The organism is Streptomyces sp. NPDC093546, from assembly GCF_044765045.1.
GTDB lineage: Bacteria > Actinomycetota > Actinomycetes > Streptomycetales > Streptomycetaceae > Streptomyces.
The window spans coordinates 52214-67280 of record NZ_JBIWJG010000015.1 but is presented as its reverse complement, the minus strand read 5'-3'; the positions used below and the strand labels follow the sequence as shown (position 1 = coordinate 67280).

Here is a 15067-nt window from a genome sequence, read left to right as displayed (position 1 = left end):
CGTGGGGTTCGTGGTGGTCATCGGGGCAGTTGCCCGATCCACCGGTGGACTGCGCGGGCCGTGGTCCCGGCGTGCTCGGCCATCATCGTGAAGTGGTCGCCCGGTACGTCGACGACGTCGGTGGCCGCTTTCCACGCGCTGCGCCAGTCGCGGCCGTCGGCGGGTTCGCGCAGCGGTTGTGAGGCACGCAGCAGAAGAGTCGGGAAACGGGTGTCGGGGCTGGGGTTCGTCCAGAACAGGCCGCCGTACCAGGCCATCGCGGTGAGGCGGCTGTCGTCCATCGCGACGAACTGCTCGACCCGGTCGAAGACCCCCTCGGAAAGCTCGGCGTTCCACTCCACCATCAGTGGGTCGTCCAGAGCGTAGACGTCCGCCAGTACCAACCCGGCGGGCGGGGTGCCCAGTTCGGCCATGCGCACCGCCAGCCGGTGGGCCAGCAGCGCGCCTCCGGAGTGCCCGAAGAGGACGACCGGGGTGTCCTCGGCGTGGGCGAGGACGCCCTGTGCCTGCCAGTCCAGGGCGACTTCGGGGGTCGCGGGCAGCAGCTCTCCTCGGCCGTAGCCGAGGACGGGCACCGCGGCCACGCGGCGTGCGCCGCGCAGGGGTGCGGCCAGCCGCGCGAACTCGTGCGGGCCGCCGCCGGCCGTCAGGCCGCTGACGCAGACCAGCAGTTCGGGCGCGGGGCCGTCGGCGAGGGGGGTGAGCGCCGCCGGTCCGCCCGCCTCGGCCACGTCGTCGGCCATGGGCCGGAACTTCGCTGTTTCGCCGACCAGTTCGAGGAACTCCTGGATCCGCCCGGTGCGCACGGCCTCCCGGTAGAGGGAGTCCAGCAGGCCGACCGGGTCGCGGTCGGTGGGCGAGATGCCGAGCACGGGGGCGGGCGCCGTCCCGGCCGGGGCGGTGTCGCCGTCGGCGGCCGTACCGCCGGTGAGGTGGCGGGCGAGGGCGGCGGGCGTGGGGTGGTCGAAGACGACGGTGCCGGGCAGCACCAGGCCGGTGGCCTGCTCCAGCGTGTCGCGGATCTCCAGCGCGGCGAGCGAGTCGACGCCGAGCTCCAGGAACCGGCGGTCGGGGGTGACGGACGAGGTGTCGGTGTGCCCGAGCACTCCGGCGGCCGTCGTACGGACGAGGTCGAGCGCCGCCCGGTGCCGGTCCGGCCCGCTGAGGCGGGTTCCCGCACCCGGGCCCGCGTCCGGTGTCGGGGTGCGCGGAGCGGCGGGCGGCGGGGCGGTGGTGGTGGTGACCCGGCGGGCCATGGGAGTGGCCCGCAGGGCGATCTGGTCCTCGCCCGACGTACCGGCGGCGAGCAGCGCGGCCAGTCGCGCCGCGGTCCTCGCGTCCGGGCTCGCATCCCGGCTCGCATTCGGGCTCGCGGGCAGGTCCACAAGGCCGCCCCAGCGGTGCGGGGCCTCCAGGCCCAGGGTGCGGCCCCGTTCCCAGACGGCGGCGCCGGCGGGGTCGGCGGGCGGGTCGGCCGGGCCGGTGGCGACGGCGCCCGTGGTCAGGCACCACAGGCGGGCGTCCGACGCGATGTCGTCGAGTGCCTGGGCGAGGATGAGGACGGTGGCGGGTTCCTCGACCAGGCAGAGCACACCGGCGACCTCGGGAGCCTCGTCGTGGGCCCTGCGCAGCGCCTCGGTCCATGCCTGTCTGTCGTTCCCCGCGTCGGGGACCTCGGTCACCCGCATTCCCTGCTCGCGCAGGTGCGCGAGCAGGCCGGCAGCGCTCCCGTCCGCGGCGCCCGCCGCGAGCCAGGTGCCGGGGGGCACGGCCCGGGCCGGCTCGGGCAGCGGGCGCCAGGTCACCTGGTGGCGGCCGGTCCGCTCGCCGCCGTCCCGCGCCGCGACCGGGTGCGGTGCGGGCCAGTAGCGGCGCCGCTGGAAGGCGTACGTCGGCAGGTCCGGGCGGGGTCCGGTGGCGGGCCCGAGGAGCGTGTCCCAGCCGACGGGGACGCCGGCCGTGTGCAGCCGGGCGACGGCGGTGAGCAGCGCGGCCGGCTCCTGCCTGCCGGAGCGCTGGAGCGCCACGGCGAGGGTGGCGGTCGTGTCGTCGAGCGCGCGGGCGCGTTCCAGGGTCCGCTCCAGCGGGACGGTGAGCGCGGCCCCGGGGCCGATCTCGGCGAAGCGGGTCACGCCCTGGCCGAGGAGGGTGCCGACGGCGTCGGAGAAGCGGACGGTGGCGCGTATCTGACGGACCCAGTACTCCGGGGTGGACATCGCGCCGTCGTCGCCCCGCCCGGTGACCGTGGACACCAGCGGGATACGGGCGGGTCGGTACTCCAGCGTCGCGGCCACGGCGGCGAAGTCGTCGAGGACGGGGTCCATGTGCGGGGAGTGGAAGGCGTGCGAGACGTCCAGGGAGCGGATCCTGCGCCCGGTGCGCCTGCCTTCCTCGGCCAGTTCCGCCAGGGCGGCGGCATCGCCGGAGAGGACGACCTCGTCGCGGGTGTTGACGGCGGCGATCGCCACGCGGGACTCGTACCCGGCGAGCGCGGCGAGCGCCTCGGCCTCGGGCATCCGCACCGACATCATCGCGCCGCCCTCGGGCAGCGCCCCCATCAGCCGGGCTCGGGCGGCCACCAGGGTGCAGGCGTCGGCGAGCGACAGGATGCCGGCTACGTGCGCGGCGGCGAGTTCGCCCACGGAGTGCCCGGCCAGCCGGTCGGGGGTCAGCTTCCAGGACTCCAGCAGCCGGAAGAGGGCCACCTCGAAGGCGAAGAGGGCGAGCTGCGTCCAGGCGGTGCGGCCGAGCGCGTCGGCGTCATGGAGGACGACGTCGCGCAGCGGGCGGTCCAGGTCCGGGTCGAGGTGGGCGCAGACCGCGTCGAAGGCGTCGGCGAACACCGGGTAGTGCGCGTACAGTTCGCGGCCCATGCCGGCGCGCTGCGCTCCCTGGCCGGAGAAGACGAAGGCGAGGTCGCCGCTCGCGGCCACGCCGCGGACGATCTCGGCTCCCGCGCCAACACCGGCGGTTCCGGCGAGTCCGGTGTTTCCGGCGAGTCCGGCGAGCCCGCGGCGCAGCCCGTCGGCGTCGGGCGCCAGCACGACGGCCCGGTGTTCCAGGCCGGCCCGGGCGGTGGCCAGTTGGCGGGCGACGGCGTGCGGGTCGAGCGCCGCGCCCGTGCGGTCGAGGTGTGAGCGGAGCCGGTCGGCCTGGGCTCGCAGCGCGTCCTCGGATCGGGCCGAGACGGGCCAGAGCACGAGCGGAGCGGCGGTGCCCGGCTCGTCGGCCGGTGGCTGCGGGGTCACCTGCGGCGCCTGCTCACGCGGGGCCTGCTCGATGAGGACGTGGGCGTTCGTGCCGCTGATCCCGAACGAGGAGACGCCCGCCCTGCGCGCGCGTCCCGTCTCCGGCCAGGGCCGGTCCTCGGTGAGGAGCGACACCGCGCCGGCCGACCAGTCGACGTGCGGCGTCGGCTCGTTCACGTGCAAGGTGGCGGGCAGTACGCCGTGGCGCATCGCCTCCACCATCTTGATCACACCCGCGACGCCCGAAGCCGCCTGCGTATGACCGATGTTGGACTTCACCGACCCCAGGTACAGGGGTTCGTCGCGGTCCTGTCCGTACGTCGCCAGCAGCGCCTGCGCCTCGATCGGGTCGCCGAGCCGCGTGCCCGTTCCGTGCGCCTCCACCGCGTCGACCTCGGAGGCCGTGAGTCGCGCGGCATCCAGCGCGGCCCGGATCACCCGCTGCTGCGCGGGGCCGTTCGGCGCCGTCAACCCGTTCGACGCACCGTCCTGATTCACCGCCGAACCCCGCACCACCCCGAGCACCTCGTGCCCGTTGCGGCGTGCGTCCGAGAGCCGCTCCAGCAGCAGCAGGCCCACACCCTCGCCCCAGCCGGTGCCGTCCGCGGCAGCCGCGAACGCCTTGCACCGGCCGTCCGAGGCCAGACCGCCCTGGCGGCCGAACTCGGCGAACACCGCGGGCGAGGGCATCACGGTGACGCCGCCCGCGAGCGCCATGGAGCACTCGCCGGTACGCAGCGACTGCGCCGCCAGGTGCAGCGCCACCAACGACGACGAACACGCCGTGTCCACGGTCACCGCAGGTCCCTCGAGCCCGAAGGTGTAGGAGATGCGGCCGGACAGCACGCTGTTGGAGGTGCCGGTCAGGGCGTGGCTCTCGGAGCCCTCCGGCAGGACGCCGGCCATGGCGTAGCCCGCGGCGGAGGCGCCGACGAAGACGCCGACGCGCGTGCCCCGTACGGAGGTCGGCGCGATGCCCCCGCGCTCCAGCAGCTCCCAGGAGGCTTCGAGGAGCACCCGCTGGTGGGGGTCCATGGCGACGGCCTCGCGGGGCGAGATCCCGAACAGGTCCGCGTCGAACTCCGTGGCGTCGTGCACGAAGCCGCCTTCGGCGGTGAACCCGCCGGCTCCCGACAGGTCCCAGCCCCGGTCCACGGGGAACGGCGACATGGCGTCGGTCCCGGCCGCGACCAGCTCCCAGAAGTGCTCCGGGGAGTCGGCGCCGCCGGGGTAGCGGCAGCTCATCGAGACGATGACGACCGGGTCGTCCGTCTCGGCGAGGGCGGTGGGCCGTACCTGCGCGGGTGCGGTGCCCGGCTCCGCGACGCCGAGCCGCGCGAGCAGTTCGGCGGCGGCCAGGCGGGCGGTGGGGTGGTCGAAGACCAGGGTGGCCGGAAGCCGGAGCCCGGTCGCCCCTGCCAGGCCTTCGCAGACGCGGAGCGCGGTGAGGGAGTCGATGCCGAGTCCCGTGAAGACCTCGTCGGGGTCGACGGCTTCGGAGCCGCTGTGGCCGAGCACACCGGCGACGACGGTACGCACCAGGTCGAGCAGGATGCGGGTGCGGTCGGCGGGGACGGCGGCCATGAGCCGCGCGCGCAGCTCGTGGCCGGCCCCGTCGGCGGCGGCCCCGTCGTCGGCCGTCGCGGGGGTTGCGCCGTCCGCCTGCGCGGCGACCGCCTCCGGCAGGTCGGTCAGCAGCGGGCTCGGGCGGCGCAGGGTGAACGAGGGGGCGAAGCGGCCCCAGTCGACGTCCGCGACCACGCCGGTGACACGGCCGGAGTCCACGGCGGCGGACAGCGCGGCCAGGCACAGGCTCGGCGGCATGGCCGTGATGCCGCGGTCCCGCAGGTAGTCCCCGGCGTCCCGGTCGGCCGCCATGCCGCTGCCGCCCCAGGCGCCCCACGCCACGGACGTGGCGGCCAGGCCGCGGGCCCCGCGTCGTTCGGCGAGTGCGTCGAGGGCCGCGTTGGCGGCGGAGTACGCGGCCTGTCCGCCGCTGCCCCAGACGCCGGCGATCGAGGAGAACAGCACGAACAGCTCGGCCCTCTCCCCCAACAGGGCGTCCAGGTGGAGCGCGCCGAGCACCTTGGCGCGGGCCGCCTCGGCGATCTCGGCCGGGGAGGTGACGGCCAACGGCACGGTGGCCGCGACACCGGCGGTGTGGACGACGCCGGTGACCGGGTGCTCGGCGAGCAGCGCGGCCAGCGCCTCGCGGTCGGCGACGTCGCAGGCGACGACGGTGGCCGTCGCCCCGAGCGCGGCCAGCTCGGCGACCAGTTCGGCGGCGCCGGGCGCCTGCGGACCGGAGCGGCTCACGAGCAGGAGCTCGGTGACCCCGTGCCCGGCGAGCCAGCGGGCGACCTCGCGGCCGAGCGCACCGGTCCCTCCGGTGACGAGCACCGGACCGCTGGGGGTCCACGGCTCCGTGACCGCATGCGAGTCCGGGTGGGTACGCCGTACGCGGCGGGCGAAGACTCCGGACGCCCGTACCGCCAGTTGGTCCTCGCTCTCGGCGGCCCCGGCCAGGAGCGCGCCCAGCCGGGTCGCGGACCGGGTGTCGGTGGCGGACAGGTCGATCATGCCGCCCCACCGCTCGGGGTGCTCCAGGGCGGCGCTGCGCCCCAGGCCCCACAGCATCGCCTGAGCGCGGCTCACCTCTCCGTCGGCACGGCCCACGGCGACCGCGCCGCGCGTGACGCACCACAGGGGCGCGCCGGATCCCGCGTCGCCGAGCGCCTGCAGCAGCGTGACGGTGTCACCGGCCCCGGTGGGCAGGGCCGCGCCCTCGGGATGCGGGCGCTCGTCCAGCGCGAGCAGGGAGACGACGCCCGCGAGGCCGTCCGGCTCCGGCAGCGCGGCGGCCAGTTCGGCACGCCCGGCCCCGGCGGGGACGGTGACCTCGGTGAGGTCTGCCCGGGCGAGCGCGGTACGCACGGCCGCGCGTTCCGCGTCCGCCCCGGACGCCGGGAGGATCAGCAGCCAGCGTCCCGTCGGCGCGGTGGACGGCAGTCCGACCAGCGGGCTCCACGCCACGTCGTAGCGCCAGGACGCGACGGCGGTCTCCTGGCGGCGGCCCTGCCGCCAGGCGGCGAGGGCGGGCAGCACCTGGGCGAGGTCCGGCGCGTCGATGCCGAGTGCCTTGGCGACGGACTCGGTGTCGCCGCTTTCGACGCCGGTCCAGAACGCCTGCTCCGCCGGATCGGTGCCCGCGGGGGCTTCCGGTCCGGCAGCAGGGCGGCCGACGGGGGCGGGGGCAGGCCAGTAGCGCTCACGCGAGAAGGGATAGGTGGGGAGGTCGACGGGCCGGGCGTCGGGGAGGACGGTGGTCCAGTCGATCGGGGCACCGGCCACATGCGCTTCGGCGAGGGCGGTCAGCCAACGCGTCGCGTCGCCGTGATCTCGATGGAGCGTGGACAGCGTGACCCCTGGGCGCTCGGCCGCCTCCAACGACTGCTCGATGCCCGGGGTCAGGACGGGATGCGGGCTGCATTCCAGGAACACCGACCGGCCGTCCGCCAACAAGGCGCCCGTCGCCTCATCGAACCGCACCAACGACCGCAAACTCTCATACCAATAGCCCGCGTCCATCACCGCCGTGTCGATACGACCGCCCGTCACCGACGAATACAGCGGTACTGCGGAAGACATGGGCGCTACGGGAGCGAGATCGGCGAGGATGTGCTCGCGCAGTTCTTCCACCTGCACCGAATGCGACGCGTAATCCACCGGCACCCGACGCACCCGCACCCCACGCTCCACACACAAAGCCATCAGAGCGTCGAGTGCCTCCGGCTCACCCGACACCACCGTCGAACCCGGACCGTTCACCGCCGCGACCGACACCCGGCCCTCGAAACCGGACACCAGCCCCCGGGCCACCTCAAGCCCCGCCGCCAGCGACACCATCCCGCCCCGGCCCGCCAACACCCGCAACGCACGCGAACGCAACGCCACCACCCGCGCCCCGTCCACCACCGACAACCCACCAGCCACCACCGCGGCCGCGATCTCCCCCTGCGAATGACCCACCACCGCAGACGGCACCACACCACACGACCGCCACAACCGCGCCAACGACACCATCAACGCCCACAACACCGGCTGGACCACATCCACCCGACCCCACAACACCTCATCCCCGCTGTCCAACACCTCCCACAGCGACCAGTCCACGAACGGCTCCAACGCCGCCGCACACTCCTCCAACCCCTCCCGAAACACCGGCGACCACGCCGCCAGCTCCCGCCCCATCCCCAACCACTGCGACCCCTGCCCCGGAAACACCAACACCGGAGCGCCCTGACCCGAACCACGCACGCTCGTAACGACGCCCGGCACCTCACGGCCCTCCGCCAGCGCCTCAAGGCCCCGCCGGAACTCCGCCAGATCCGAACCCAGCACCACCGCACGATGGCCCAAAGCCGCACGCGTACCCGCCAGGGAGTAACCCACCTGACCGACCGTCGGCCCGCCGTCCGCGTCCGCGTCCCACTCCCGGACGTGGGCCAGCAGACGTGCCGCCTGCCCCCGCAGCGCCTCCTCCGTACGCCCCGACACCACCCACGGCACCACCCCACCGGCCTCCGCCGCCGGGGCAGCGGGCGGCGCGTCGGCGTCGGGCTCGGCGGGGCGGTACTCCTCGAGGATCACGTGCGCGTTCGTGCCGCTCACACCGAACGACGACACACCGGCCCGACGCGGCTCCTCGCCCTTGTCCCACGGACGCGGCTCCGTCAGCAGCTCGACGGCCCCCGCCGACCAGTCGACGTGCGGCGTCGGTTCCCCCACGTGCAAGGTGGCCGGCAGAACGCCGTGGCGCATCGCCTCCACCATCTTGATCACACCACCGACGCCCGCAGCCGCCTGCGTGTGCCCGATGTTCGACTTCAACGACCCCAGGTACGCCGGCCGACCGGCCGGCCGCCCCTGCCCGTACGTCGCCAGCAGCGCCTGCGCCTCGATCGGGTCGCCCAGCGTGGTGCCGGTGCCGTGCGCCTCCACCACGTCCACGTCGGCCGCCGTGAGGCGCGCGGCGTCCAGCGCGGCACGGATGACCCGCTGCTGCGACGGGCCGTTGGGTGCCGTCAGACCGCTGGAGGCGCCGTCCTGGTTGACGGCCGAACCGCGTACGACCGCCAGCACACGGTGTCCGTTGCGCACCGCGTCCGAGAGCCGCTCGACCAGCAGTACACCGACGCCCTCGCCCCAGCCCGTGCCGTCGGAGTCCGCCGAGAAGGCCCTGCACCGGCCGTCGGAGGAGAGCGCGCCGGACATGCCGAAGTCGATGAAGGTGTTGGGGGTGATCATCACGGTGACGCCGCCCGCGAGCGCCATCGAGCACTCCCCGCTGCGCAGCGACCGCACCGCAAGGTGCAGCGCCACCAGCGACGACGAACACGCCGTGTCCACCGTCAGCGCGGGGCCCTCAAGACCGAGGGTGTAGGAGACGCGGCCGGAGACGACGCTGCCGCTGCTCCCGGTGCCCAGGTGTCCGGCGACCTCCTCGGGGACGTTCAGGGCACGGGAGGCGTACTCGTTGTACATGACACCGGTGAAGACACCCGTACGGCTGCCGCGCAGGGAGAGCGGGTCGATGCCGGCGCGTTCCACGGCCTCCCAGGAGGTCTCCAGCACCAGGCGCTGCTGCGGGTCCATGGCGAGGGCCTCGCGCGGCGAGATGTTGAAGAGCGAGGGGTCGAAATCGGCGACCGCGTCGAGGAATCCGCCCTCGCGGGTGAACTCGACACCGGCGGCGGCAGCGGCGTCGAAGGGTGCCATGTCCCAGCCCCGGTCCACGGGGAAGCCGGAGACGGCGTCGACGCCGTCCCGCACCACGTGCCACAGCGCCTCGGGCGAGTCGACACCACCGGGATAGCGACAGGCCATGCCGATGATGGCGATCGGCTCGCGATCGGCCGATTCGGCGGCGCGGAGCCGCTGGCGCACCGCGGCGAGGTCCGCGGTGGCCCGCTTCAGGTAGTCCCGCAGCTTGTCCTCGGTGGATACGGCACGTGCGCCGGTCGTCTTGTCCTGCACCGCCTCAGGCTCCTGTTTCGTTGTCGATGAAAGCGAAGAGTTCCTCGTCCCCTGCCGCGTCGAAGTCCGCGGCGGCGCCGGCCGCACCCGCGTCGTCCCCGGCGTCGTACCGGGCGAGCAGTGCGTGCAGGCGGGAGACCACGCGCACGCGTGTCTCGTCCCCGGGGCCGGTGCCGGAGAGGGCGGTGTCGAGCCGGTCGAGGTCGGCCAGCAGCGCGGCGGAGCCGGTCCCGGTGTCGTCGACGGCCAGGAGCTCCAGCAGGTGGCCCGCGAGGCGCGCGACGTTCGGGTGGTCGAAGACCAGCGTGGTGGGCAGCCGCAGCCCGGTGGCCGTGTTGAGCCGGTTGCGGATCTCGACCGCGGTGAGGGAGCTGAACCCCAGGTCGGTGAAGCCCTGTTCGGGGTCCACGGCCCCGGCCGAGGCGTGCCCGAGCACCGTGGCGGCATGGCCGCGTACGAGGTCGAGCACGGCCTGCCGCCGCCCTGACGGGTCGAGGGCGGCCAGACGGGCGGTGAACGACGCGGCGTCCTCTCCGGCCTCGGCCGCCCGCCGCGCGGGCTGCGGGACGAGCGCGTACAACAGCGGCGGCACCGGGACGCTGCCCGCACGTGCCCTGAGCGTCGCCAGATCCAGGCGGGCCGCCACGAGGTGAGGCCGGCCGGAGGTGAGGGCCGCGTCGAACAGGGCGAGGCCGTCCGCGTCGGACAGGGCCGTGCCGTCGCCGGTCGCGCGCCCGCGCACGTCGTCCGAGAGGTGACCGGTCATGCCGGTGGCCGTGGCCCACATGCCCCAGCCGATGGAGAGCGCGGTGCGGCCCTGTGCGCGGAGGCAGGCGGCGAGGGCGTCCAGCACCGCGTTGGCGGCGGCGTAGTTGGCCTGGCCGGCGGCGCCGAAGGTGCCGGAGGCGGAGGAGAAGAACACGAACGTCTCGGCCTCGACCAGTTCGGCCAGGTGGAGGGCCGCGTCCGCCTTGGGGCGCAGCACCGTCGCGAGCCGCTCGGGGGTCATCGAGGTGAGGACACCGTCGTCGAGGACTCCCGCCGCGTGCACGACGGTCCCGATCCGGCGGCCGGCGAGCACCTGCGCGAGCCGGTCCCGGTCGGCGGCGTCGCAGGCCACGACCTCCGCCCGGGCTCCGAGCGCGGCGAGGTCGTCGGTGAGGGCGGCGACCCCGGGCGCCTGCGGGCCTGAGCGGCTGAGCAGGAGCAGGTCGGTGACGCCGTGCGTGGTCGCGAGGTGCCGGGCCACCAGGGCGCCGAGACCGCCGGTTCCGCCGGTGACCAGAACGGTCCCGGACGGCGGTGCGGGCGACGCGGGCGCGTCGGCCGGCTGGACGCGTACGAGCCGCGGCACGTGCGGGGTGCCCTTGCGCAGGGCGGTCTCCGGCTCGCCGGGGAGGAGCGCTTCGGTCAGTCCGCCGAGGCTGCCGTCGGAGTCGAGCGTCGCGAACCGGCCGGGGTGCTCGGAGTGCGCGGTGCGCAGCAGTCCCCGGGCGGCCGCGCCGGGCAGGTCTGTGATGTCCTCGCCCTCGTGGACGGCGACGGCTCCGGAGGTGAGCAGGACGATGCGTGATCCGTCGAAACGCCGGTCCGCGAGGAGGGTCTGCGCGGCGCCGAGCACCTCGGCGACCCGGTGGTGCACGTCCGCGGGCGTCGCGTCGGTCCCGGCCGGCCCGGAGAGCAGGACGATCTCGGGCACGGTCATGCCCGCATCGATGGACTCGGTCAGTGCGGCCGTGTCGGCGTGCCACTCGACGGCGTAGGTCTCCTCCGCCAGCCGGTCCGCGGCGCCGAGGGCGTCGGCGCCGACCACGGCCCACGAGACGGGGGCCGGACCTGCCGCGGCCGGCGTCCACTCGACGGCGAACAGCGCGTCGCGCGGTCCCTGCGCGGAGGCCAGCTGCGCGGCGGAGACCGGACGGAACTCCAGTGTCTCCACCTGGACGACGGGTGCGCCCGAGGCGTCCACGGCCTCCAGGCGCAGGGAATCGCGCGCGGCGGAGCGGCTGATCCGGACCCGCAGTTCGGTGGCGCCCGCGGCGTGCACGGTGACGCCCTGCCACGCGAACGGCACCCGCACCTCGCCGGTGTCGGGGAACAGGCGGCCGGCCCCGGCGGCGTGCAGGGCCGCGTCGAACAGCGCGGGATGCAGACCGAAGCCGGCGCTGCCGGTGCGGGCTTCCTGGGGAAGCGCGATCTCGGCGAAGACCTCGTCCGCCCGCCGCCAGACGGCGCGCAGGCCCTGGAAGGCCGACCCGTATCCGTAGCCGCCTTCGGCCACGGCCGCGTAGAACCCGGCCGGGTCGACCGGCTCGGCGTCCCGGGGCGGCCACGGGACCGGCTCCGGGGTCATCCCGGCCGGGGTGGCGCGCAGGGTGCCGGTGGCGTGCCGGGTCCAGGCACCCCCGTCGCCCTCGGAGCGGGAGTAGACGGTGACGGCACGGCCGCCGTCCACGGAGGTGCCGTCGCCGACGGCGACCTGGAGGACGACCGCCCCCTCCCCGGGGAGGGTGAGCGGTACTTCCAGGGTCAGTTCGTCCAGGTGCGGGAAGCCCGCCGACTCCCCTGCTCTCAGGGCGAGTTCGACGAGGGCGGTGCCGGGCAGCAGGACGGTGCCGAGCAGGACGTGGTCGGCGATCCACGGGTGGGTGTCGGCGGCGATCCGCCCGGTGAGCAGGACGCCGTCGCTGCCGGCCATGGGCACCGACGCGCCGAGCATCGGGTGATCGGCGCGGCCGAGGCCCACGGCGGAGACGTCGGCGGGCAGCGCCCGCTTCTCGGGCCAGAAACGTTCCCGCTGGAAGGCGTAGGTGGGCAGGTCGACCACGCGGCCCGTGCGGTCCTCCAGGACGGTGGTCCAGTCGACCTGGACGCCGGCCACATGCGCTTCGGCGAGGGCGGTCAGCCAACGCGTCGCGTCGCCGTGATCTCGATGGAGCGTGGACAGCGTGGTCCCTGGACGCTCGGCGGCTTCCAGCGTCTCCTCGATGCCCGGGGTCAGGACGGGATGCGGGCTGCATTCCAGGAACACCGACCGGCCGTCCGCCAACAACGCACCCGTCGCCTCATCGAACCGCACCAACGACCGCAAACTCTCATACCAATAGCCCGCGTCCATCACCGCCGTATCGATACGACCGCCCGTCACCGACGAATACAGCGGTACTGCGGAAGACATGGGCGCTACGGGAGCGAGATCGGCGAGGATCTGCTCGCGCAGCTCCTCCACCTGCACCGAATGCGACGCGTAATCCACCGGCACCCGACGCGCCCGCACCCCACGCTCCACACACAGCGCGATCAACTCATCCAGCGCTCCCGGCTCACCCGACACCACCGTCGAACCCGGACCGTTCACCGCCGCGACCGACACCCGGCCCTCGAAACCGGACACCAGCTCCCGGGCCGCCTCGGGCCCCGCCGCCAGCGACACCATCCCACCCCGGCCCGCCAACACCCTTAGCGCACGCGAACGCAACGCCACCACCCGCGCCCCGTCCACCACCGACAACCCACCAGCCACCACCGCAGCCGCGATCTCCCCCTGCGAATGACCCACCACCGCAGACGGCACCACACCACACGACCGCCACAACCGCGCCAACGACACCATCAACGCCCACAACACCGGCTGGACCACATCCACCCGACCCCACAACACCTCATCACCGCTGTCCAACACCTCCCACAGCGACCAGTCCACGAACGGCTCCAACGCCGCCGCACACTCCTCCACCCCCTCCCGAAACACCGGCGACCAACCCGCCAACTCCCGACCCATCCCCAACCACTGCGACCCCTGCCCCGGAAACACCAACACCGGAGCACCACCAGAACGCGCCACACCCCGCACCACACCCGCATGCGACACACCCCGCGCCAACGCACGCAACGCACCGACACGGTCCTCCCCCCACACCACCGCACGATGCTCCAGCACCGCGCGCGACAGCAGGGAGCGACCCACGCCCGCCGGGTCGGCCTCGGCCATGCCGATGAGCCGGCCGGCCTGCGCCGCGAGGGCCTCGGCCGTGTGCCCGGACAGTACCCACGGGACCACCGGGAGCACGGGGAGCGCCGGTCGGTCGACGTCGGCGGTCTTCGCCGGCTCGGCGCCGGTCGCCACGGTTCCGTCGGTCTCGTCGTCGGCCTGTTCGGCCGTCGCGTCGGGGCCCTCCAGGATGATGTGGACGTTGGTACCGCTGATGCTGAAGGAGGAGACGCCCGCCCTGCGCGGGCGCTCCGGGTCCTGGGGCCAGGCCACCGGGGCGGTGAGCAGCCGCACCTGGCCCTGGGACCAGTCGACGTGCGGGGTGGGTTCGCTGACGTGGAGGGTCCGCGGCAGCTCCTCGTTGCCCAGGGCCAGCACCATCTTGATGAGCCCGGCGACGCCGGAAGCGGCCTGCGCGTGCCCGATGTTCGACTTGACGGAGCCCAGCAGCAGGGGCTCGCGGCGGGCTCCCTGTCCGTACGTGGCGAGGAGTGCCTGCGCCTCGATCGGGTCACCCAGCGTCGTGCCGGTGCCGTGCGCCTCCACCGCATCCACGTCGGCGGGGTCGAGCCGGGCGTTCTCCAGGGCCGCCAGGATGACCCGTTCCTGGGAGGGGCCGTTGGGCGCGGTCAGTCCGTTCGACGCACCGTCCTGGTTGACGGCGGAGCCTCGGATCACGGCGAGGATCCGGTCGCCGCGCCGCTGCGCGTCGGCCAGGCGCCGGAGGACGAGCATACCCGAGCCCTCGGCCCATCCGGTGCCGTCGGCGTCCGCGGAGAACGGCTTGCAGCGGCCGTCGGAGGCGAGGCCCCGCTGCCGGCTGAACTCGGTGAAGATGCCCGGGCTGGTCATCACGGTCACGCCGCCCGCGAGGGCCGCGTCGCACTCGCCCGACCGCAGTGCCTGCACGGCGAGGTGGGTCGCCACCAGAGACGACGAGCAGGCGGTGTCCACGGTGACCGCGGGGCCTTCCAGGCCCAGGACGTAGGCGACCCGCCCGGAGACGACGCTGGGCGCGCTGCCGGTCAGCAGGTGCCCTTCCACTCCCTGGGGCAGGGCGCGCAGCCCGGCGCCGTACGCGGACGAGGAGGAGCCGACGAAGACGCCGGTGCGGCTGCCGCGCAGGGACAGCGGGTCGACGCCCGCGCGCTCCAGGGCCTCCCACGAGGTCTCCAGGAACAGCCGCTGCTGCGGGTCCATGGCGAGCGCCTCGCGCGGCGAGATGTTGAACAGGCCGGCGTCGAACTCGCCTGCCTCGTGGACGAATCCGCCCTCGCGCACGTAGGTGGTGCCGGCGGCGTCCGGGGCTTCGTCGTAGAGGGCGGTGGTGTCCCAGCCGCGGTTCACGGGGAAGGCGGAGATGCCGTCGCGGCCCGAGGAGACCAGGTCCCAGAGGTCTTCCGGGGAGCGCACGTCCCCGGGGTAGCGGCAGGCCATGCCGACGACCGCCACGGGCTCGCTCCCGCGCGCCTCGGCGATCCGCAGGCGACGCCGGGTCTGCCGCAGGTCCGCGGTGAGCCGCTTGAGATAGTCGAGATACTTCTGGTCGTCGGCCACTCGATGCCACCTTCTCCGGACCCGCAGCACACTTTCGCGGCGGAATTTCGCTGGATTACCAAATACCGCGCGACAACAGAATTTCGCCTGGAGCTTCTCCGGCACCGAATGGGTAATTTCGGCAGGCGCATTCCGTGCGGAAACTCTCGCTGAGCCTACGAACGGCGCCGAGGCGTGGACAACCCCTAGCCCGACCCCTTAGGGGGCCGGGCCGGGCAAGGGGGTTTGCGGGGGT

At 74.5% G+C, this 15067-nt stretch carries 2 protein-coding genes; both read right to left on the bottom strand.

All coding sequences use genetic code 11. The annotated features are described in order from the left end of the window. Positions 1-17: 17 nt before the first annotated feature. Positions 18-9284: a type I polyketide synthase gene (locus ACIRNI_RS26910; RefSeq protein ID WP_403555155.1), complete on the bottom strand. Its 9267-nt coding sequence runs from the start codon at positions 9282-9284 to the stop codon at positions 18-20. 4 nt (positions 9285-9288) lie between these two features. Beyond that, on the bottom strand, positions 9289-14862 hold the full coding sequence (locus ACIRNI_RS26905) for an SDR family NAD(P)-dependent oxidoreductase (RefSeq protein WP_403555153.1): 5574 nt from the start codon (positions 14860-14862) through the stop codon (positions 9289-9291). Positions 14863-15067: the final 205 nt, after the last annotated feature.